The organism is Aeriscardovia aeriphila, assembly GCF_002259595.1.
In the GTDB taxonomy this organism is placed as follows: domain Bacteria; phylum Actinomycetota; class Actinomycetes; order Actinomycetales; family Bifidobacteriaceae; genus Aeriscardovia; species Aeriscardovia aeriphila.
Genome location: NZ_MWWU01000003.1, coordinates 48,006 through 67,506, shown reverse-complemented (window position 1 = coordinate 67,506; position 19,501 = coordinate 48,006). Strand labels below are relative to the sequence as shown.

Genomic DNA, 19,501 nt, shown 5'->3' with positions numbered 1-19,501 from the left:
TGATGCCGATTTTCATCACTGAAAACGGCAGAGGCGTCGTTGCCCCTTTACTGAGTGATATTAACCGGTTAAGTAACTGCTGTCAATGGGTTCCTTCTCAGTTCCCTAGCGATGCCTTTTCTCATTTCACATGTGCCCGTCTCAGTGTTCTCTCAGCTCACAGGCAGCAGACTGTTGTACTATCGCAATATGCATTTCAACCCGAATAGCCCCATTCTTCGCTTCCTTGACACCTTGTGGCGCTTCATTGCTCTCAATGTCGTTTTTGTGCTCACGTGCATTCCTCTGGTCACGTTGGGCCCGAGCGTTGCCGCGTTGTTTAGCACTATTTTTGCTTACAACGACCATGAGGATATCCCGCTGGTACGCGAGTATTTCCGCCGGTGGGTGCGTGAATGGAAGTATGCGTTTTTCGGCGGCTTGATTTTCCTTGCCGTTGGCGCACTCATCGCTTTTGGCTTGGCTTTTTGGGTTCAGATGCCTGTTCCTGGCTCCTATATCGCTTTGGTCATCATTCTCTTCTTCGCAGCCTTTGAGATTATCACCATGGAATGGTTCTTCCCCCTCCAAGTTCGTTACGACAACAAGTGGGGTCAGTTGTGGAAGTTGGCATTGGGGATTGGCTGGCAACAGCAAAAAACATCTTTGGCATTGCTCGCTATTGATATTGCTGTTATTACGCTGGCTTATTTCTCCAAGATTTTCCTCGTGTTGTTCTTGGTGTTTGGCTTCTCGTGGGTTGTGTATGCGAAAACGTTGATTTTGCTTGCTGCTTTTAGAAGGGTTGAACATCCGGAAGAAAAGCCTACCTATATCAACGCAGTTCAGTAATACAAATGAGCGATGCGGACGAGAGTGATTCCAACGAGGGGTGATGCCAACGAGGAGCGATTCCGGCGAGGAGTGTCGAGCCAAGATATCTGGCTCATGGCAAACGTCGACATCGCTCAGCGGTAGAAAATGGGTAGTGATAATCTCAAGAGAAGCAGTTCATTAATATGAGAGCGATTGAAGGGTGTTGCTCAACAGGCCAAAACCAATTAGTTAAAGCCTTTAACAATATCATAAAAGTTCAATAATTGCAACGATTTTGAAATTTTCGAGTTCTTGAAAAACTGTTCACTTCACCCCGGCGAAATGTTACGTTTCAATGTGAGAGAGGTCAGTGTAGACCTCTCGAGAAATGTAAGGGGTTTGGAATGAACAATGTGAAAAAGGCTCTTGTAGCTGCCCTTGCCTCAAGTGCTCTTATTCTCGCTGGCTGTGGTTCAGCGGGCGCTCCCGTTGATAAGTCGGATGATGGCAAGCTGATGAAGGTTGATGTTTTCGACCAGCGGGCAAACTACCAAGGTATGCAAAAGGGTTGGTTTGCCAAGATTATCAAGGATAAATTCAACATCGAACTGAACATTATTGCTCCGAACATTGCAGGTGGCGGCGATACCCTCTTTGATACTCGCTCAGCAGCAGGCAACTTGGGTGATATCGTCATCACCTCGACGGGCAATGGTCGCCTGTCTAAACTGGTGAAATCTGGCCTTATTGCTGATATGACACCGTATATGGACGGAATGAAGTGGCTCAAGCACAACAAAGCCTCTTCTGACGCTCTGGCTGAAATTGCTGGAAAGAAGGGCATTTGGGGCTTTGCTCACCAGACTGCCGCTGGAATGGATCCTCGTAAGCCAGAAGCTGTTGAGCCAGATTACTCTCCTTACATCCGTTGGGATTATTACAAGGAAATCGGCTATCCGAAAATTCCGAATTTGGATGCCTTTATTGACGTGTTAAAGAAGATGCAGGATCGCGCTCGCCAGGATACTGGTAAGAACAATATCTATGCCATCTCCCTGTTCAAGGATTGGGATGGTGCCTTCATGAGCAATGTTCAAGGCTTGACTGGCTGGTATGGGTACAATCCTCAAGGCTCTGCCTTTGCTTTGGCTGATGGTACAGATAAGTCCACAGTTCTGGACAAGGATGGCATCTATCAAAAGATGCTCAACTTCGTCCACAAGGCTCAAATGGCGGGAATTGTTGACCCGGAGTCGTCGACACAGTCGTGGGATAACTTGGGTACCAAGGTTCAAGATGGCCTTGTGTTGATGTCTATTTGGAATTACTTGGGTAAGCCGCGCCAAAACACCAAGGCAAACATGGCCAAGGGTGTTGGCTTTATGATTGCTCCTTTGGAGGGTATGAAGGCTTATGCTACTGGTTTCCGCCCTGCTGGTGATGTCAATTTTGCTATTGCGCTGGGTGCTAAGGCAAAGAATAAGCAGCGCTTGGTGAAGTTCATCAACTGGCTGTACTCCCCAGAAGGTGTGAATGATATTTCTCAGTACACTGCTGGCCCGAAGGGCTTGACGTGGGAAATGAAGGATGGCGAGCCAGTCCTCACTAAGCTTGGCCGCGCTGTTGCTGATGATTCATCCAAAGTGAAGATTCCAGCCGAATGGGGTGGTGGCACCTGGCAGGAAGGCAGTCAGCAGTTGAACTTTGTTCCTGTTGCTCCTGCCGCTATTAACCCGGAGACTAAGCAGGCCTATAACCCAGGTTTGTGGCCTTCGGAGTTGAAGCGTACAAATGCGCTTTTGGAAGATTGGCGTTCTCATATGGAAAACGCCAAGACCGATATGGATTACTTGGTGAAGACGGACAAGGTTATTCTTCAGCCTGGTGCTCCATTCACTGCTCCTGTTGAGGACTCGAAGCTCACTGCTCAGCGCAGCCAGATTAACACTGCTGTTGTTGCGAACTCGTGGAAGGCTGCTCTTTCTAACTCTGATTCTGAGTTTGATAAGCACATCAAGGATATGATCGAGAAGGCGCAAGGTATGGGCTTTGATGAGATCAAGAAGGCGGATTATGACGCTATTGATGCTCATACCAAGGTGTGCGACGAGGTTGTCAAAGAGTATGAGAAAACCCATAAGTGAGTGAATGGCTCCATAGGAGCTGTTTGACATCAATAGCTTAAACGGTTAAGCTCACAAGTATCACATAAGGGGATCGAGGCGGGCAGCACTGCACTGATCCCCTTATTTATAACTCTATTGACAAGAGATTATCTCGAGTTTATTGTGGAACTAAGGGGGAGAGACCTGCAGCGTTGCAGGACGCTCTGAATCACGATGTGGTGATATACGTTACGACGAGCGTGACGTAGATTGTCACATTTCCTCAACGGAGGGAATAGAAATGGCATTAAAGCACGGCTCCAGGAAGGGCTCCGGAGAAACCGGCTCGAGCACGGTGGCAGTTGCCGCTCCGCGCACTCAAATGAGTGTGTTGCAAGCAGCTATGGCCGCTACAGCACAACCGGACGAATCTGCACTCAACGCGAACGACCCGAAACAGGGCAGCAATCTCGGTAAGAAGAAAGGATGGACTCCTGACAAACGCCATGGCTTCATGATGTGGCTCATGACGGTTCCATTTCTGATTCTCGTTGTTCTGTTCGCTTACTACCCACTGTTTGGCTGGGTTTACGCATTCTATGATTATCAGCCACCTGTTCCACTCTCTGAATCGGAATTCGTCGGTTTCCAGTGGTTCCACATGCTGTGGTCGAACCCGACTCAGCTCAAGACCATTGGTCAAGTGCTTCTCAACACCTTCGGCATTTCTGGTTTGGGCATTTTGACCTCGTTCTTCCCAGTTGCCTTCGCAATTGCTTTGAATGAGATTCGTTCCAAGTGGTTCCGCAACATCATTCAGACGTTGACCACCCTGCCAAACTTCATTTCCTGGGTTCTGGTTTACGCAATTGCATTCGCACTCTTCTCCAGCTCCGGCATGGTGAACACCGTCCTTCAGGACCTGCACTTCATCTCTAAGCCAGTTCGCTTCCTCGATTCCGGTGAACATATTTGGATCAAGATGCTTCTGTGGAGCACATGGAAGGGCCTGGGTTGGGGCGCAATCCTCTACTTGGCAGCACTTTCTGGCATTGATCCAGAGCTGTATGAAGCAGCACAGGTGGATGGTGCAAACCGCTGGCAGCAGACCATTCACATCACTATCCCGCAGCTGATGCCTACCTACATCGTTCTGTTGATGTTGAGCGTTTCCAACTTCCTCAACAACGGTATGGATCAGTACTTCGTGTTCCAGAACGCATTCAACCAGGAACACATTCAGGTGTTGGATCTGTACGTGTACAACATTGGTATGGGCAACAACAGCCTCTCGCTGGCAACTGCAATCTCCATGTTGAAGTCTCTCGTCTCGGTCGTCTTGCTGTGGCTGGTTAATACGCTGGCTAAGCGCGTCCGTGGCACATCAATCTTCTGATAGAAGGGGTGAGGAAAATGACGACAGCAACAGCAACGAATAAGGTCACCATGAAATCTTCTATCAAGAACAACAATGTGCATAAGAAGCTGAAGAAGCTCAAGGAAGGTGCCCCACAGCATCCTTCGGACCCGAATCAGCGCATTCGCCAGCATAGTAAGGGTGAGAATGTTTATAACATTTTCAACATTCTCTTCTTCGCCATCTTTACCTTCCTGTGCTTCTACCCGTTCTACTACCTGATTATCAACTCCGTTTCCAATAATCAGCTGTCTGCATCGGGCAAGATCAACTGGTGGATTGAGGGCCTGCACTTTGACAACTACTCCAAGGTGTTTGCTCTCGACGGCTTGGGCACTTCCGCAATGGTGTCTCTCGGCCGTACCGTTATCGGCACTGCTCTGACGGTTATCGCCTCTGCATTCCTGGGCTTCATGTTCACTCAGCAGCAGATGTGGCATCGTAAGTTCTGGTACCGTTTCGTCATCGTCACGATGTACTTCAACGCAGGTTTGATTCCAGCATTCATCACCATGCGTAACTTGGGCTTGACCAACACCTTCTGGGTGTACGTCATCCCAGCAATTGTCCAGCCATTCAACATCATTTTGGTCAAGACGTACATCGAGTCGATTCCAGCCTCCTTGCAAGAAGCAGCAGAGGTGGATGGTGCAGGAACGTTCATGATCTTTAGAAAGATCATTCTTCCTATGTGCCAGCCGATTCTGGCAACCGTGGCAATCTTCTCGGCTGTGGGCCAGTGGAATTCCTTCCAGGATACCTTGATCTACATCACTGATTCGAAGCTGTACTCCCTTCAGTACTTGCTGTACCAGTATCTAAACCAGGCCAGCGCCCTTGCTGCTCAGGTTCGTGCCTCCGCTGGTTCAGCTGTTAACGTGGCAGCGTTGGCAACGCAGCAGACTCCAACGTCTATTCGTATGACGATTGCAGTGATCGTTGTTCTGCCAATTCTGTTCGTCTATCCATTCTTCCAGCGCTACTTCGTCAAGGGCATGACCCTCGGCGCTGTGAAGGGCTGATAGGTATTCCCCGTTTCCCCTTAACGGAATAATTGAAAAAGCTATCGCGAAGGCGCACTGGTTTTCAGTGCGCCTTTTTCGTGCTGACAATCTGGAGAAACGGCGGAATGACAAGGATAATAGTGCGAAAACAAAAAGCGGGAGAAAAACTTTTGAAATCTTATTTATAACTCTATAAATTAATGCTATTCTGTTATCAGGCACGCAAGCGTGACAGTGTGGTTACTCCAATCGTGGCCACGCAAACAAGGATCAGAGTTGATCTTTGGAAGGGGATAAGAGATGAAGTTCAAGAAGTTCTCAGGTGTTGTCGGCCTGATGACTGTCGTGTCGCTGGCACTCGCAGGCTGTGGCGCATCAAGTAGTGAAGCAGTGAACACCAAGGATGATGGCAAGCTCATCACTGTTGACGTTTTTGATAGCCGAGCCAACTACCAAGGTATCCAAAAGGGCTGGGCTGCAAAGATCTTTAAGGATAAGTTCAACGTCAAGCTCAACATCATTGCTCCTAACGTCGCAGGTGGCGGTGAAACGCTCTTCGATACGCGCTCTGCTGCTGGCAATCTTGGTGACATCGTGATTACCACGACGGGTGGCGGACGCATGAAGAAGCTCGTCAAAGCAGGCCTGATTTCCGACATGACCCCTTACCTCAAGGGAATGGATAACATCAAGAAGTTCAAGAAGTCGTCTGACGCGCTCGCCAAGATCGCAGGCAAGAACGGCGTATGGGGCCTGGGAATGGGTGTGTCCACCTCCTCGCCAACCAAGCCGTCGGAAGGCGTTGAGCCGCAGGATGAGCCTTACATTCGTTGGGATTACTACCGTGAGGCTGGCTACCCTGAGATCAAGGATATGGACCAGTTCCTTGACGTTCTCAAGCAGATGCAGGACATCGCCCGCAAGGATCAAAAGGACGACAAGGTTTACGCCATCTCCATGTTCAAGGATTGGGATGGCTCAGGTATGGCCTTCGTTCAGCACATGGCCGCATGGTTTGGCTATGCTAATCAGGGTTCGGCCTTCCTCAAGGCTGACGGAACCGACGAGCAGACTGTTCTGACCAAGGACGGCATTTACCAAAAGATTCTCGCCTGGCTGCACAAGGCTCAAACGATGGGCTTGGTTGACCCCGATTCTTCCTCTCAAAACTGGGACAAGCTTCACGACAAGGTGACCAACGGTAAGGTTCTGCTCTCTCCGTTCTCCTTCTTGGGTAAGCCGAGCTTCAATTCTGGCGAGCGTAAGGCAAAGGGTGTTGGTTTCGCTCTCGCTCCTTTGCAGACCATGCGTCCGTACTCCCAGGGCTTCATTAACGAAGGCGATTTGAGCTACTTCATTGGAATTGGCTCGAAGGCAAAGAATAAGCAGCGTTTGGTCAAGATTATCAACTGGCTTTACTCTCCAGAAGGCGTTTATGCCTCCAGCAACGGTACTACTGCTGGCCCGAAGGGCTTGACGTGGGAAATGAAGGATGGTCAGCCTGTTCTCTCTGAATTTGGCGAGAAGGTCCAGTTCGCCTCGGAAGGTGTGGAAGTTCCAGCCCAGTGGGGTGGCGGCATCTATGCTGATGGCATTTGCGCTTTGAACTTCCCAACAATCGCACCAAACGATATTGACCCAGAAACGAAGCAAACTTATAACTCCTTCTTGTGGCCAAGTGAGCTGAAGAAGACGAACCCGCTGCTCAGCGACTGGTCGAAGCATATGGACGGTGCTAAGACGGAGTTCGAGTACTTGAACAAGCACAAGATGGTGATGGTTCAGGCTGGTGTCCCATACTCTGCTCCAGAAGAGAATTCTGCACAGTCGGCAAGGCGCACTCAGATCAACTCTGCCGTCATCGCTGCTTCCTGGAAGGCAGCTCTTGCCAACTCGCAGTCCGAGTTTGATAAAGAGATCAAAGAGATGACGACGAAGGCTGATGGCTTCGGCTTCAAGGATATCCAGAAGTTCGACTATGCCGCTATCAACGAGCATATGGCGATGTCGAAGAAGGTTGCTGAAGCTGCGAAGTGAGAGTCTGAAGTCTGAGCGCTCAGAACTGTAATTGCTGAGAATAGAGTGTTACTTACTCGGCTTTGAGTGCACAGCTGAAGATTATCAGCGTGAAGAGGGGCGATAGGTTTTCCTATCGCCCCTCTTTTGTTGCCTGTTGCCAAGTAAAACCTTGCGGTGACAATGGTGCGGTGAAAATCTTGCAGGGTAGGTGAGTGGTGGCCAACGAATTAATGGTGAGACTGCTGAGCTTGCGTGTAGGGGAGCAAGCAGCCCTTCTCATCGTGGTAGAGTGACGGGTCGAGAAGCTCACCCCACAGAGATTCGGGGAAAAGCTCCTCGGAGAAGGCAAGCCACTCTTCCAGCAAGTCGGAATTGCTATCCATCAACCAGCGATATTGCAAGCCATCCATTGCAGACATGCACAGCATCCACAGATGCTTGAAACGGCGAGTGTCATAGAAATCAGGAGTGACCCACGGCAGGGTGGAGATGTACGACCAATGCTTTGCCGAACGCTCGTGGAAGAATTCATGAGCCGGGTGCTCAATGTTCAAAGCTTCAGCGTTGAGCAGGGAGAAGAGCTTTACCAGTTGCGGACGGTGAAGGTTGTAGACGATGTTGTTGACGCAGAAGCGAGGGAAATAGTAGACGATGTGACCATCGCAATCTACGCCAGCACTCTGGCCGTAGATGAACTCGTCTGCCTCGGGAGAATCATAGGAAGAGCGGAGAACGAGGTCAAGAAGGTCGGACTTCGTGTGGATGTAATGGTAGAGAGCAGATTCGGTGAGGCCCACGCGGTCAGCAACATTTTGCATGCTCATTGCCTGGAAGCCTTTTTCGCTGATCACATCAGTGGCCGCACGGACGATCTCAGCTCTGCGATCGTCTGGATTCATGCGCTTCTTACCAGAAAAAATCTTTTCTGCAGCAGGCAAGGTTTTTCGTGCCGGGGATGCTTGTGAAGAGAAGGTGGACTGAACAGGGCTATTGCGGTTCTCGCTGGTGCGGAACGCTTCCCATGCTGCAACTTTCATTGTTGTTCTCCTACATCTTTGTCTACTTCCAGTATAAAGCAGATCTGGGGCTTTATTGACAAGGGAATCGATAAGAAAACGAAATTTTCGATACATACGCAGTTTTGCGGGCAGAAGATTGGGAAAACAGGAAAAAGAGATTTTCTGCGATCGTTACAGAAAAGTTGTTGCCAAAATATGCAAGCAATGTGTGTGGCAACAAGAAGCAACGTTGAAAACGGTGATTTTTCACGGGCTTACAGTGAATCGGCCACTGGAATGACTACTTCACAGGCCTGATCTACGTCAACGAACAAGATAAGCTGCCATTGCAGAATGTGCTACAACAGATTCTGTTGGCAAACCAGACCAATCAAATGGGTCAGGATTCTGCTCTCAGCGGTGTGGAAGCACAGCAGTTTGCTGATCAGATTAAGTATGGAGTGATTATTGTGGCAACGCTGCCACTGCTTGTCATTTATCCATTCCTTCAGAAGTACTTTGAAAAGGGCGTCATGGTCGGCGCAGTGAAAGGCTGATAATAATGGGATATTCGATGTGGCTGAACCAAGCTTGGCTTTCTCAGACATTATCCAACCGAGTGTTTCACATAGAACTGATCGGGGTTAGCGAAGATGCTGTATCTGTGCGTTTGCGCAGTGAAATAGCGCAGTGGCTCCATCTGCCACTGGTAACTTCCGCTCCCCAGAGCACTCAACCGACAGTCACTTTGGTATGCGATGTTCGCAGCTGCCTGGACGAAGAAGGCTTCTCCATTGACGTAGCACAGGATGGAAATGTTTGTATCGAAAGTTCCTCGACGAGGGGGTTACTATACGGTTTCTATGCTTGGCTGCGCGATGTTGGCCTCAAAGCCGAGCACAGCCACACCGAAATCCCTGACCAAAAACTGAGAATGATCAACCAGTGGGATCAAGCAGATGGCTCGGTTGAACGAGGGTATGCAGGAGAATCCATCTTCTACGGACGATGGGGAAGCAACGTTCATGCAGAGTTCTTCGACTTTCCTGAGCGCAGCGCAGCAGATGTTTTTCGCGGTGACATATCTCGAATTCGCGACTATGCGCGCTTCCTTGCATCTGTGGGAATCAACGCCATCAGCTTGAACAACGTCAATGTTCGCTCATATGCTACACGGTTCATTGTGGAACCGTACCTTCAGAGAATTGCTGAGATAACACGCATCTTCAGCTCGTTTGGAATCAAGAGCTTCTTATCTGTGAACTTTGCAGCACCCAAAGTAATCGGCAACCTCACAACCTCTGATCCGTGCGACAAAAAAGTAATCGCATGGTGGAAAAAGGTGGTCGACCACATCTATGAAGTCATCCCTGATTTCGGTGGGTTCGTTGTCAAAGCAGATTCTGAAGGAGAACCAGGGCCTTATCAATATGGCAGAGACCATGCCGACGGTGCTAATCTCTTTGCTCGAGTACTCGCACCTCACCACGGCATCGTCATCTGGCGAGCTTTCGTCTATAACTCACACACCGACTGGCGAGATCGTAGCGTAGACCGAGCTCGAGCAGCATTCGACAACTTCGCTGCACTCGACGGAAAGTTTGACGACAATGCTGTGCTCCAAGTGAAGTTTGGCCCTATCGATTTCCAAACGCGAGAGCCACTCAGCCCACTTCTGGCGCGCATGCAGAAAACAAACCTCATCATGGAGTTTGAAATTACTGCGGAATACCTCGGCCACCAGATCGATGTGAACTACGTACTGCCACAATGGATTGGTATGGCATCATGGCAAAGCCCAGAAGGAAGCATTCGTGAACGCTTACCACGTGTTGCCAGACAGCCGCAGTTCACTGGTTTTGCCGCCATCTCCAATGTGGGGATGGATGAGAATTGGACAGGAAATACCCTCGCCCAAGCAAACCTCTACGGTTATGCTCGCTTCTGCTGGAGCAAGAGCCTGACATCGCAGGAGATTGCCCATGAATGGGTAGGTTTGAGCTTCGAAAACTCGACAACAGCAACCAAGCAAGTGATCGAGTCGATCCTCAACCGCTCAAATAAGGCCTACGAAGATTACTGTGCTCCTCTGGGAGTGGGCTTCATGGTCAACCGAAACGGGCATTACGGGCCTGGACCTGACGATTATGAGTTTGACCGGTGGGGAACCTATCACTACGCCGACCGCGATGGAGTCGGCGTCGACCGCACGAGTGCAACAGGAACAGGGTTCGTCGGCCAATATCCATCCCTCTATTCCTCCTTGGAAAAGCCAGAAACAACTCCTGATGAACTTCTCCTCTTCTTCCACCACGTGAACTACACCTATCGCCTCCATTCTGGTGAAACAGTGATCCAACACATCTACAACACCCACTTCGCTGGTGTGGAAGAAGTCGAAAAATTCGTAGATGAGTGGAATAGCATCCAAGGCGATATAGAGCCACTAGACTGGGAAAACGTTGCTGAACGCCTTCGCAGACAGAAGGCGAACGCAATCAACTGGCGAGACCAGATCAACACCTTCTTCTGGAGACTCAGTGGCATCGCCGACGAACAAGGACGTTCTCTATACTCCTAAGGAGTAGCTATGTATATCCAGCCTCAATGGCTTGCCAATAATGCAATCATTCAACGAGACAAAGCGCTGATAATCTCAGGAAAAGCGCAAGCTGAACAAGAGATAGGCCTCTGGCTCGACGATGCCCTTGTTGACGACGTCATGAGCGATGAAGAAGGGCGTTTCTCACTCACCCTTCCTGCGCATGCAGCAGGAGGCCCTCACATCCTGCGGGTCGATAGCGGTGAAGAGAGCAGCGTTTACCGCGACATTCTCTTTGGTGATGTGTGGCTGCTCGGCGGTCAGTCAAATATGCAATTGTGGACTGGGAGATTAGAGTCGCGTTTCGGGGAGGAGTTCGAACAGGCGAGTGATTCTCAGGTTCGTTATTTGCGGATTGAGGAGGCTCAAGCTTGTGATGGGCCGAAGAGCTGCCTTCCACGCTGCCAGTGGGTGAGTGTAGGCAAGGATGATATTTCTCATGAGTCGGGTGTTGGTTTCTTTTTTGCGCAGTATATGAGGAAGGCCAGTGATGTTCCTCTTGCTCTGATTGAAACTGCGATTGGTGGGACGCCTGTGGAGACGTGGATTGATCGTGGCAGGTTGGAGCGTTTAGGTTATTTTCCTCAGTGGGCGGAGCAATATGCGCAGCCAGGTTATGCGAAAGCGTCTCATGAGGTGTATGAGAAGGCAAGTCGTGCATGGTTGGCATTGGTTGATCAGTATGACGCTGGGCTGAAGGAGGGGTGGAGTTCTGCTGACTGTGATGACTTCACGTGGAACAGTTCTGGGCTTGAAGCGCTCAATTGGCATAACCCTGAGTTTGCTGATGCGGGAGTTGTGTGGGTGAGAACGCAAGTCAGCATTCCTCAGCATGCTGTAGGGAAGCGGGGAATGCTTCACTTGGGTACGCTTGTTGATCAGGATGTTGTTTTCGTCAATGGGATCACAGTGGGAGAAACCGGGTATCGTTACCCTCCGCGTGATTATGGGATTGACAAGCTCGCGGAAACGATGACGATAGCTATTCGTTTGTGTATTGATGGTGAGCGTTGTGGTGGCTTTGCTGAGGGGAAAGAGCGAACTCTCAGCCTTGTTACTGACAGTGGGGAAGAGGTTCTCGTTGACCTGAATACTGTGCAGTGGAAGTACAAGCGCAGTGTGAGTGTTGAGCCTGCTCCTCAGCAGTTCTTCCTCTATAACGTTCCCTCTTCCTGCTATAACGCCATGATCGCACCTTTGCAGGGGATGAGCATTACAGGGATTGTGTATTACCAGGGTGAAACAAATGCCACTCGCACTCCTGAGGGGTATGCAGCGAAGATGATGCTGCTCGTGCAGAGTTGGAGAGAAGTTTTTGCTGATCCTTCTTGCCCCTTTATCGAGGTTCAATTGCCCAACATTGCTTTTGAGGCTGATGGGTGGGCACGTTTGCGTGATGAGCAGCGTCGCCTGTTGAGTATGGATCATACGGCTATGGTGACCTGTTATGACGTCGGTGAGAACAATGATCTTCACCCTGTGGATAAGAAGACGATTGGTTACCGTGCGGCGCGAGCAGCGTTGGCGATGAAGGATGTGAGTGGTGCAGAGGCGATGGGGCCTCTGGTTTCTCATGCTGAACTCACAGATGAGGGGATTCAGATTTTCTTTACTCATGTGGGGCAAGGGCTTGTTGCGAAGGCTGCTTTGAGTGTGGAGATTTGTCGCCCTGAAGGGTGGAAGAGGTTTGATGCAGCGGTTTCTTCTTCTTGCTCCTTGTATGTTGCTCTGCCTGCTGATTTTCACGTGAAACATGGGGATCTGCTGCGCTTTTTGTGGTCAGAAGCTCCGGGAATAGCGTTGGTAAATAGTGAGGGTTTGCTGGCAAGTCCTTTTGAAATTCGTGTGGATTGAGGTACATATGCGTCGGAACGTGCAATTGTGGGACCACTGGCAGGTTAAAGAAGAAGTGAGATGAGACGACCTCGTTCACACCAAGTGACCATGCTTTCTGCCATCGGCTACGGTTTGGGAGACTTCTATGCAGGAGGGCAGGGCGCTCTGGTTTCCACGTATTTATCCCTGTACTGGAACAAATTTTGTGGGCTGAATATTAGTTTTAGCCAGACAGTGCTGGGCTTGAGTGCTATTGTCAGCGCGTTTGTCGCTCTCGGCTTCGGTGTGCTCGACGATAACTTCTATCGCTTCGCCATCGGGCGCAGGTTTGGGCGTCGTCGTCTCTTTCTCTTTGTTACAGTGCCAGGGATTTTTATCGGAACCCTTTTGTGGATTCCTGGCTTATCTGCGTGGGCCTATGCCTGTGCTTATGTGCTGTGGATCGCACTCGTTCAGATTTTTGCCACTGCTTACGGTGCTCTTCCCGGAGAGATGACAGCTGATTTTAACGAGCGTACTCAGCTGTCAACTGCTCGGCTTTTCACAGCAACCGCAGCGAGTACGGGAATTCCTTTGCTTGGGGGTGTGGTACTGAGCTATGCCGGAGAGGAAAAGCCGGATGGCTACATGTGGTTTGCCATGGGTATGACTCTTGCTTTTGCTGTTGCTGTTTTCTTGTGTTGGAAAGCAACGTGGGAAATGACCCCTTCGCAAGCGGGGTTTTCAGCTTTTGAACACCCAGATTACGTCCCTATTCGCGTTGGCTTTTCCGGATGGGCGCGCCGATGTAGGAAAATGCTTCGCGAGTATGCTTCTACTGTGAAAATCGCGGAATTTCGCAAGCATCTCGTCACGTATGTGTTGTGTATGGTTTCGCAGGATACCTTCAGCCAGCTGTTCATGTTCTTCGTGATTTATAACTGGAATAAGACTGCTGCTTTCGGCTCGCTTCTGCTGTCGTGCACTATTATTTCCCTTCCACTTATGCCGGTTTTTGCTCGTATTATGGTCAAGCAAGGCCCGCGTAAGCTCTATGCGCTGAACTATTCGGCGAGTGTTATTGGCCTCATCTGGTTTGCTCTGTTGTGGGCAACGGCACAGTATTCACACACAGTGATATGGGTTATTTTTACGGTTGCTGGTTCGTTGTGGATGCTCTCTTGTAAAGCTTTGACCAACTACATTCCTTGGGCAGTTTTCCCCTATATGGCTGATATTGACCAGATTGTCACCATGAGATATCGGTCAGCAACGTTCTTGGGCGCGCAGACTTTTATCCGTCAATCGGCAGGCGGGCTGTGCTCTCTGCTGATCGGCGGGGTACTTTCTTTCAGTGGTTTTGATGCTACCCATCGCGTGCAAACTCAGAGTGCTCACATCGCGCTTGGGGCTCTCTTCCTCGGTATCTATGCCTTGTGCGTGCTAGTGGGCTGGCTCGCTTCTCGCACACTGGTGATTAACAGGAACACTGACAATCTGGTGCTTCAAGAAATTAAACGACGCCAAGAAGGTGGTGTTGCCACAGATATTGACCCTCAAGTGCGCCACACCATAGAAAAGATGACGGGTGTTGCCTACGAGCAGTGCTGGCAACAATAGGCAACCTTTCCGCCTTGTTGCCGCGTCCCGTGAATTCGTAGTTAGGCTGAAAGTAGCGAATACAGAGACGTACACACGAGTTGGGGTATACCATGCATCGACTAGCAGAAGGTTATGAGTTTGTGTGCAAAGTTGTGCTCACACTCTTCATCGCTCATATAGCTTTTCTCGTTCACACGCTGATGGGAGCTGTTGTTGTCGGTTTCTTCCCCTCGATTGCCGGTCTGTATTCTACTTTTCGCACGTGGGCTCTCGACGTGAGTGACCGGCACTGGACGGTGAAGCGCACGTGGAACACTTTCCATGAAGCATGGAAGCTCAATTTGAAGAGTGCTAACTTCGTCGGTTACCCGGTGTTTGCTGTTTGGCTGTTTCTTGTGTGGGAATACTGGATCGTCCAAAATAACCCGGTAGGTGTGGTAGGAATCGGTGTTTCCGGAGGCCTGCTGCTCGTCAATTTCCTTTATGGTATTTTTCTCAGTTTAGTGGGAGTGATCCAGGCGAACTTTGAGCAGTCGGCATGGTGGGTGATCAAGTATGCGGCCATGATGGCTGTGGTTCGGGTGAAGAATAGTTTTATTGTCCTTCTCATTTATGCTGCTACGTGGTGGTTTGCGTGGCAGTGGCCAGGTTTGATTCCTGCTTTTGGCTTCTCCATTCCTGTATTCCTCATTGTGCTGTCCACTTATTGTTATGGACGCATTCCTGGCATGGATGTTCATGTGAATGAGCCTGACATTGATGCGAAGAAAGCTCAGAAGAAAGATCAGAAGAAAGCAGCGAGGAAGAGTAGTGAGGGCTGGCCCCACAAGTGCTGAGGAGCAGTTTCGCCTTTCCTCAGTGTTCGCTTAGTTCTGAGGACGAGCAGTAGATTCGCGCTCTATCAAGCTGGTGGGGAGAACAACATGCATATCTGAATGCTCATGATTAGCACGGTTAATCACCATCTGTGTTGCAATTCCTGCCATCTGCTGAAGAGGCTGGCTGATGGTTGTCAACGGCGGATTCATGAAGGATGAGGTTTGCAAGTCGTCAAAGCCGACAACGGAGAGATCTTGAGGGATGCGTAATCCAACTTGACGAGCAGCTTCATACACTCCCATCGCTTGCAGGTCGTTGCCAGCGAAGATGGCTGTTGGTCTCTCTTGTGCAGGCAAATTCAGCAGTTCGAGGCCTTCTCTGAGGCCTGAAACCATGGTGAAGTCCCCTTCTCGTTTCAAGGCGGGATTAAAGCTGATGTTGCGGTCAGCGAGAGCGGCAATGAAGCCCTCTGTGCGAGCACGAGCGCTCAGCATTACTTCTGGCCCGGTGATCATGGCAATGCGCTGATGGCCGAGGTCAGCGAGGTGACGAGCAGCGAGCATGCCGCCATTCCAGTTGTCTGCTCGGACGGAGAAATCTTGCGGTTCTGGTTCACCGGAAGGGTCAAAGATGGAATAGAATATGTCGTTTTTGTCGAGTTCTTCTCGTTCTCGTGTGCTGAGGTGGGAGAAGACGAGCACTGCTCCGAGAGGGTGGCGGCGGACGAGGTCACTTGCCCAGTTTTCTGCGGGGTGGTTGCGGTCTCCCGATTCGGTGATGGTGATGCGAATATCATGCTGCGAAGCCGTGTTGAGAGCGCCTTTTACTACTTCGAAGGCCCAGAGGTTGGAGAAAGAGGAGAAGACGATATCAATAAACTCTTGGTGGCGGTGTTGGCGTGATTTGCGCCTATAGCCTGAAGCGGTGAGTACTGCATTAACTCTTTCTTTTGCTTCAGGAGAGATATCGCTTTGGTCATTGAGCACTTTGGAGACGGTAGAGATGGAATAGTTGGTCTGGCGGGCGATGTCGGCCAGAGTGAGATGTTGATTATGTGCGCTTGTCTGTTGAGCCATGATGTGCACTCCCGAAAGTTTCCGTTTCTGATTCGTGTGTGGTGAAGAAAAGCGTTGAGAAAGGGCTTCTTTGCGCCGTTCTGTGGAGTAATTCCGTTCGGCAACAATGGCAAACCGGAATTGCAGCAGTTCTTCAAATCAGATATCTTGATTATAGCGAAAGTTACTAAATGTTTCGTGAAAAAGGAACGAAACTTTCGTATTATTCGGCAAAGATGAAGGTAACGCAATGAAGCGTCAGGTTCGAATTCACTCCGGTATTGTGGAGGGTATTGCAGCCACAGACCCGGCTATCACCGTTTTCCGCGGAATCCCTTTTGCGCAACCTCCTGTAGGTGAATTACGCTGGCGAGCACCTCAACCTGTCACGCCATGGAAGGGAATTCTCGAAACTTTCGACTTTGCTCCTACTGCCATGCAACCTACTCCTGGCAACTCCAATGAGTTTTACGACAAAGAATGGGGAACAGACCCCAGTGTCGATATGAGCGAGGATTGCCTTTATGTGAATGTGTGGACTCCTGCACTGCGAGGTAACAGGCAGCAAGCTCACACTGTGGGAGAGAAAAAGCCGGTCATGGTGTGGATCTACGGCGGAGCCTACCAAACAGGAGGCACCTTCGAAAAAGAGTTTGATGGGCAACAGCTCGCTCGCCATGATGTTGTCGTCGTCAGTGTTGCGTATCGCTTAAACGTCTTCGGCTTCTTTGCCCACCCGCTACTCGGCAATGCAGCTAACTTTGGTTTCCTGGACCAGCAAGCAGGAATTCGATGGGTAAAAGAAAACATCGAAGCATTCGGTGGGGACCCCAATAACATCACTGTTTTCGGTCAATCTGCGGGCGCTGCAAGTGTGCTTGCTCAAATCTGTTCTCCAGGTAACACCGGTCTCTTCCACCATGCAATTATGCAGTCTGGCGGCGGCTTGGGTTACTTCAACGCTCATCTCGCTTCATTAGAAGAAATAGAAGCCAATGGGGTGAGGCTTTTCGACGCTCTCGGAGTGACCACCCTCGAAGAAGCGCGAGCAATCCCTGCTCGTCAGCTTCTCGAGGCTGCAGAAAACCTCCCTGTTCCACCAGAAAGTGGGCATGAAGGCGAATGGCCCATGCTCGTCAATTGGCAGCCGTGCATTGACGGCAATTTCCTGGATCGACAAGAACGGGACATTATTCGCTCTCATGATGCCGCAGATGTTGACGTCATCATCGGCAACACAACAGGAGAATTCCTAGAAACAGCGGATGATGGCACAGTTATCCCCGCTGGTCAGCTAGGAAACTTTGAGTTCATCGACGAGTGGATCGATGCCAAGTATCGTGCTCCCTACTACTACCACTTTGACATTTCCATGCCGGGAGATGACGCTGGGTCCTTCCACTCTTCCGACCTGTGGTTCGTATTTTCTACTTTGGGAAAATGCTGGCGTCCTTTCGAAGGCTGGCATTACGACGTCGCTCATGCCATGACGAGTTTCTGGGCTCGCTTTGCACATGATGGCAATCCTGATGTGCCAGCTCTACCAGAGTGGAAACATACAACTAAGCGTCATGAGTTTATGAATTTTGCTCGTCATATATCGATGAGCGCTGATCTTTCTCGCAAGAAGGAGGAGGAAGAATGATTATCAACCCGGTACTTCACGGCTTCAATCCTGATCCATCGTTTGTCCGCGTTGGTGATACGTACTATATTGCCAATTCTACATTCGAATGGTGGCCAGGAGTGCGCCTGCATCAGTCACAGGACCTCGTCCACTGGACGTTGCTCAACTCCCCGTTGACGCGGACGAGCCAAATCAACATGAGAGGCATCCCTTCCTCTGGAGGCGTGTGGGCACCCGACCTCAGTTACGCCGATGGCAAGTTCTGGCTGGTGTATTCCAACATTGAAGTGGTCAACGGTGCCTTTAAAGATGGCATCAATTATCTCATCACAGCTGATGACATTAATGGCCCTTGGTCGGAGCCTATTGAGCTGGATCGCACGGGTTTCGACGCAAGCCTGTTCCACGATGATGATGGACGTAAGTACCTTGTTCAACAAACCTGGGACTTCCGCCCCGGCCATCATGCTTTCGACGGTATTACCTTGACAGAGTATGACCCTGTCGAGCACAAGCTCCTTCCTTCCACCAGACGAACCTTGTGGCGTGGAACTGACGTCAAAATTGTAGAAGGCCCACACCTGCTCAAGAAGGATGGCTATTACTACCTCTTCTGCGCCGAGGGTGGAACTCAATATGAGCACCAAGAGTCTGTTGCGCGCTCGAAGAGCTTGGATGCACTCTCCTTTGAAGTGATGCCAGGAAACCCACTGATTACCAACTTTGATACACCAGATTTCCCCTTGCAAAAACAAGGACATGGACAGATTGTAGAAACCGCAGAAGGCGAGTGGTACTACGCCTCTCTCGTCTCTCGCCCATGGTGGCATGACTGGGACACTCGCCATGGTGTTCGCGGCTGGAGCACACTGGGACGCGAAACCTCTATTCAAAAGGTTGAATGGGATAGCGAAGGCTGGCCACGCATTGTCAGCGGACAAGCTGGCCAAGTTGAAGTCGAGCAGCCCAAGGATGCTCCACACATTGCAGATTCTGAAGAATTTGAGAATTCCGGCTACCAGCATGACACCTTCACTTCTCCTCAATTAGGCAAAGATTGGAATACTCTGCGTGTTCCCTTCTCTGAGAAAATGGGACGAGTGGGTGACGGCAAGCTCGTACTGAGAGGCCAAGGCTCTCTTGCTAATCTCTTCAATCTCTCCCTCGTCGCTCGTCGCTGGCAATCTCAAAACTTTGATGCAGAAGTCAGCTTGGAATTCGACCCGACGAACTACATGCAGATGGCCGGTTTGACGAATTACTACAACGATTTCAGTTGGTCGTGGATCTTCGTCACCTTTAACGAGAAAACGGGCAAACAAGAGCTGCAAGTCGCTGTAAACGATCGAAATGGCTATTCTGCTCCTGCGGCAAGTGTTGAACTGCCTGAAGGTGTTCACTCAGTTCGTTTGCGCACTCGAGTTCGTACACAAACCTACGCGTATGACTACTCTCTCGACGGTGGTTCCACGTGGAACACACTGGTTGAGGGACTCGACGCAGCACAATTCTCTGACGAATACATTGCAGCAAGCTATGGCGGCTTCTTCACAGGCGGTTTCGTTGGTTTGGCGTGCTGCGACGTATCCGGCTTCTATCAGGAAGCTACTTTTACTGATTTCCGCTATCAAGAAAGGTAATGC

The 19,501-nt window shown here is 50.2% G+C and carries 13 protein-coding genes and 1 pseudogene; 12 read left to right on the top strand and 2 right to left on the bottom strand.

What is annotated here, in order from left to right:
* Positions 1–189: 189 nt before the first annotated feature.
* The 5 genes from AEAE_RS05615 (at position 190) to AEAE_RS05595 (ending at position 7,358) form a co-directional block, all read left to right on the top strand.
* Positions 190–831, top strand: a complete 642-nt coding sequence (locus AEAE_RS05615; protein ID WP_158520540.1) for a YesL family protein — start codon at positions 190–192, stop codon at positions 829–831.
* A gap of 368 nt (positions 832–1,199) precedes the next feature.
* Positions 1,200–2,939: an extracellular solute-binding protein gene (locus tag AEAE_RS05610; protein WP_094690175.1), complete on the top strand. Its 1,740-nt coding sequence runs from the start codon at positions 1,200–1,202 to the stop codon at positions 2,937–2,939.
* Between the two features lie 262 nt (positions 2,940–3,201).
* Entirely contained in the window at positions 3,202–4,296 is a 1,095-nt protein-coding gene (locus tag AEAE_RS05605) for an ABC transporter permease (RefSeq protein ID WP_244569655.1), read from the top strand.
* 17 nt (positions 4,297–4,313) lie between these two features.
* Complete coding sequence (locus tag AEAE_RS05600; RefSeq protein WP_244569654.1) at positions 4,314–5,339, top strand: carbohydrate ABC transporter permease; 1,026 nt, start codon at positions 4,314–4,316, stop codon at positions 5,337–5,339.
* Between the two features lie 282 nt (positions 5,340–5,621).
* Positions 5,622–7,358 carry an ABC transporter substrate-binding protein gene (locus AEAE_RS05595; RefSeq protein WP_218841002.1) on the top strand — a complete coding sequence of 579 codons (1,737 nt, stop codon included), beginning with the start codon at positions 5,622–5,624 and terminating at the stop codon, positions 7,356–7,358.
* Positions 7,359–7,567: 209 nt separating this feature from the next.
* On the opposite strand, the gene AEAE_RS05590 is transcribed toward AEAE_RS05595, so the two are convergent.
* A complete protein-coding gene (locus AEAE_RS05590) occupies positions 7,568–8,377 on the bottom strand; it encodes a TetR/AcrR family transcriptional regulator (protein WP_158520538.1) in 810 nt (269 codons plus the stop codon).
* 245 nt (positions 8,378–8,622) lie between these two features.
* Between AEAE_RS05590 and AEAE_RS05585 the strand changes: the two are divergent.
* The 5 genes and pseudogenes from AEAE_RS05585 to AEAE_RS05565 form a co-directional block, all read left to right on the top strand.
* Positions 8,623–8,895, top strand: a pseudogene (locus tag AEAE_RS05585) (carbohydrate ABC transporter permease); the annotation flags it as partial.
* Positions 8,896–9,086: 191 nt separating this feature from the next.
* Positions 9,087–10,919, top strand: coding sequence for an alpha-glucuronidase (locus AEAE_RS05580; protein ID WP_244569653.1), 1,833 nt, complete (start codon positions 9,087–9,089; stop codon positions 10,917–10,919).
* Positions 10,920–10,928: 9 nt separating this feature from the next.
* On the top strand, positions 10,929–12,794 hold the full coding sequence (locus AEAE_RS05575; protein ID WP_094690173.1) for a sialate O-acetylesterase: 1,866 nt from the start codon (positions 10,929–10,931) through the stop codon (positions 12,792–12,794).
* Between the two features lie 60 nt (positions 12,795–12,854).
* The gene (locus AEAE_RS05570; protein ID WP_094690172.1) at positions 12,855–14,375 is read left to right on the top strand and encodes an MFS transporter; all 1,521 of its coding nucleotides are present in this window, start codon (positions 12,855–12,857) and stop codon (positions 14,373–14,375) included.
* Between the two features lie 92 nt (positions 14,376–14,467).
* Complete coding sequence (locus AEAE_RS05565) at positions 14,468–15,193, top strand: YesL family protein (protein WP_094690171.1); 726 nt, start codon at positions 14,468–14,470, stop codon at positions 15,191–15,193.
* Positions 15,194–15,223: 30 nt separating this feature from the next.
* Here the strand turns inward: AEAE_RS05565 and AEAE_RS05560 are convergent, their stop codons facing one another.
* Positions 15,224–16,252 carry a LacI family DNA-binding transcriptional regulator gene (locus tag AEAE_RS05560; RefSeq protein ID WP_094690170.1) on the bottom strand — a complete coding sequence of 343 codons (1,029 nt, stop codon included), beginning with the start codon at positions 16,250–16,252 and terminating at the stop codon, positions 15,224–15,226.
* A 229-nt stretch (positions 16,253–16,481) separates the two neighbouring features.
* Between AEAE_RS05560 and AEAE_RS05555 the strand changes: the two genes are divergently transcribed.
* The gene (locus AEAE_RS05555; RefSeq protein ID WP_094690169.1) at positions 16,482–17,876 is read left to right on the top strand and encodes a carboxylesterase/lipase family protein; all 1,395 of its coding nucleotides are present in this window, start codon (positions 16,482–16,484) and stop codon (positions 17,874–17,876) included.
* The gene (locus AEAE_RS05550; RefSeq protein WP_094690168.1) at positions 17,873–19,498 is read left to right on the top strand and encodes a glycoside hydrolase family 43 protein; all 1,626 of its coding nucleotides are present in this window, start codon (positions 17,873–17,875) and stop codon (positions 19,496–19,498) included. The genes AEAE_RS05555 and AEAE_RS05550 overlap by 4 nt, the downstream gene beginning before the upstream one ends.
* The last annotated feature ends 3 nt before the right edge of the window (positions 19,499–19,501 follow it).

Bases quoted from the DNA above. Each gene is read 5' to 3' on its own strand.
- AEAE_RS05615 (WP_158520540.1), top strand. From the start codon at position 190: ATGCATTTCAACCCGAATAGCCCCATTCTTCGCTTCCTTGACACCTTG.
- AEAE_RS05610 (WP_094690175.1), top strand. From the start codon at position 1,200: ATGAACAATGTGAAAAAGGCTCTTGTAGCTGCCCTTGCCTCAAGTGCT.
- AEAE_RS05605 (WP_244569655.1), top strand. From the start codon at position 3,202: ATGGCATTAAAGCACGGCTCCAGGAAGGGCTCCGGAGAAACCGGCTCG.
- AEAE_RS05600 (WP_244569654.1), top strand. From the start codon at position 4,314: ATGACGACAGCAACAGCAACGAATAAGGTCACCATGAAATCTTCTATC.
- AEAE_RS05595 (WP_218841002.1), top strand. From the start codon at position 5,622: ATGAAGTTCAAGAAGTTCTCAGGTGTTGTCGGCCTGATGACTGTCGTG.
- AEAE_RS05590 (WP_158520538.1), bottom strand. From the start codon at position 8,377: ATGAAAGTTGCAGCATGGGAAGCGTTCCGCACCAGCGAGAACCGCAAT.
- AEAE_RS05575 (WP_094690173.1), top strand. From the start codon at position 10,929: ATGTATATCCAGCCTCAATGGCTTGCCAATAATGCAATCATTCAACGA.
- AEAE_RS05570 (WP_094690172.1), top strand. From the start codon at position 12,855: ATGAGACGACCTCGTTCACACCAAGTGACCATGCTTTCTGCCATCGGC.
- AEAE_RS05565 (WP_094690171.1), top strand. From the start codon at position 14,468: ATGCATCGACTAGCAGAAGGTTATGAGTTTGTGTGCAAAGTTGTGCTC.
- AEAE_RS05560 (WP_094690170.1), bottom strand. From the start codon at position 16,252: ATGGCTCAACAGACAAGCGCACATAATCAACATCTCACTCTGGCCGAC.
- AEAE_RS05555 (WP_094690169.1), top strand. From the start codon at position 16,482: ATGAAGCGTCAGGTTCGAATTCACTCCGGTATTGTGGAGGGTATTGCA.
- AEAE_RS05550 (WP_094690168.1), top strand. From the start codon at position 17,873: ATGATTATCAACCCGGTACTTCACGGCTTCAATCCTGATCCATCGTTT.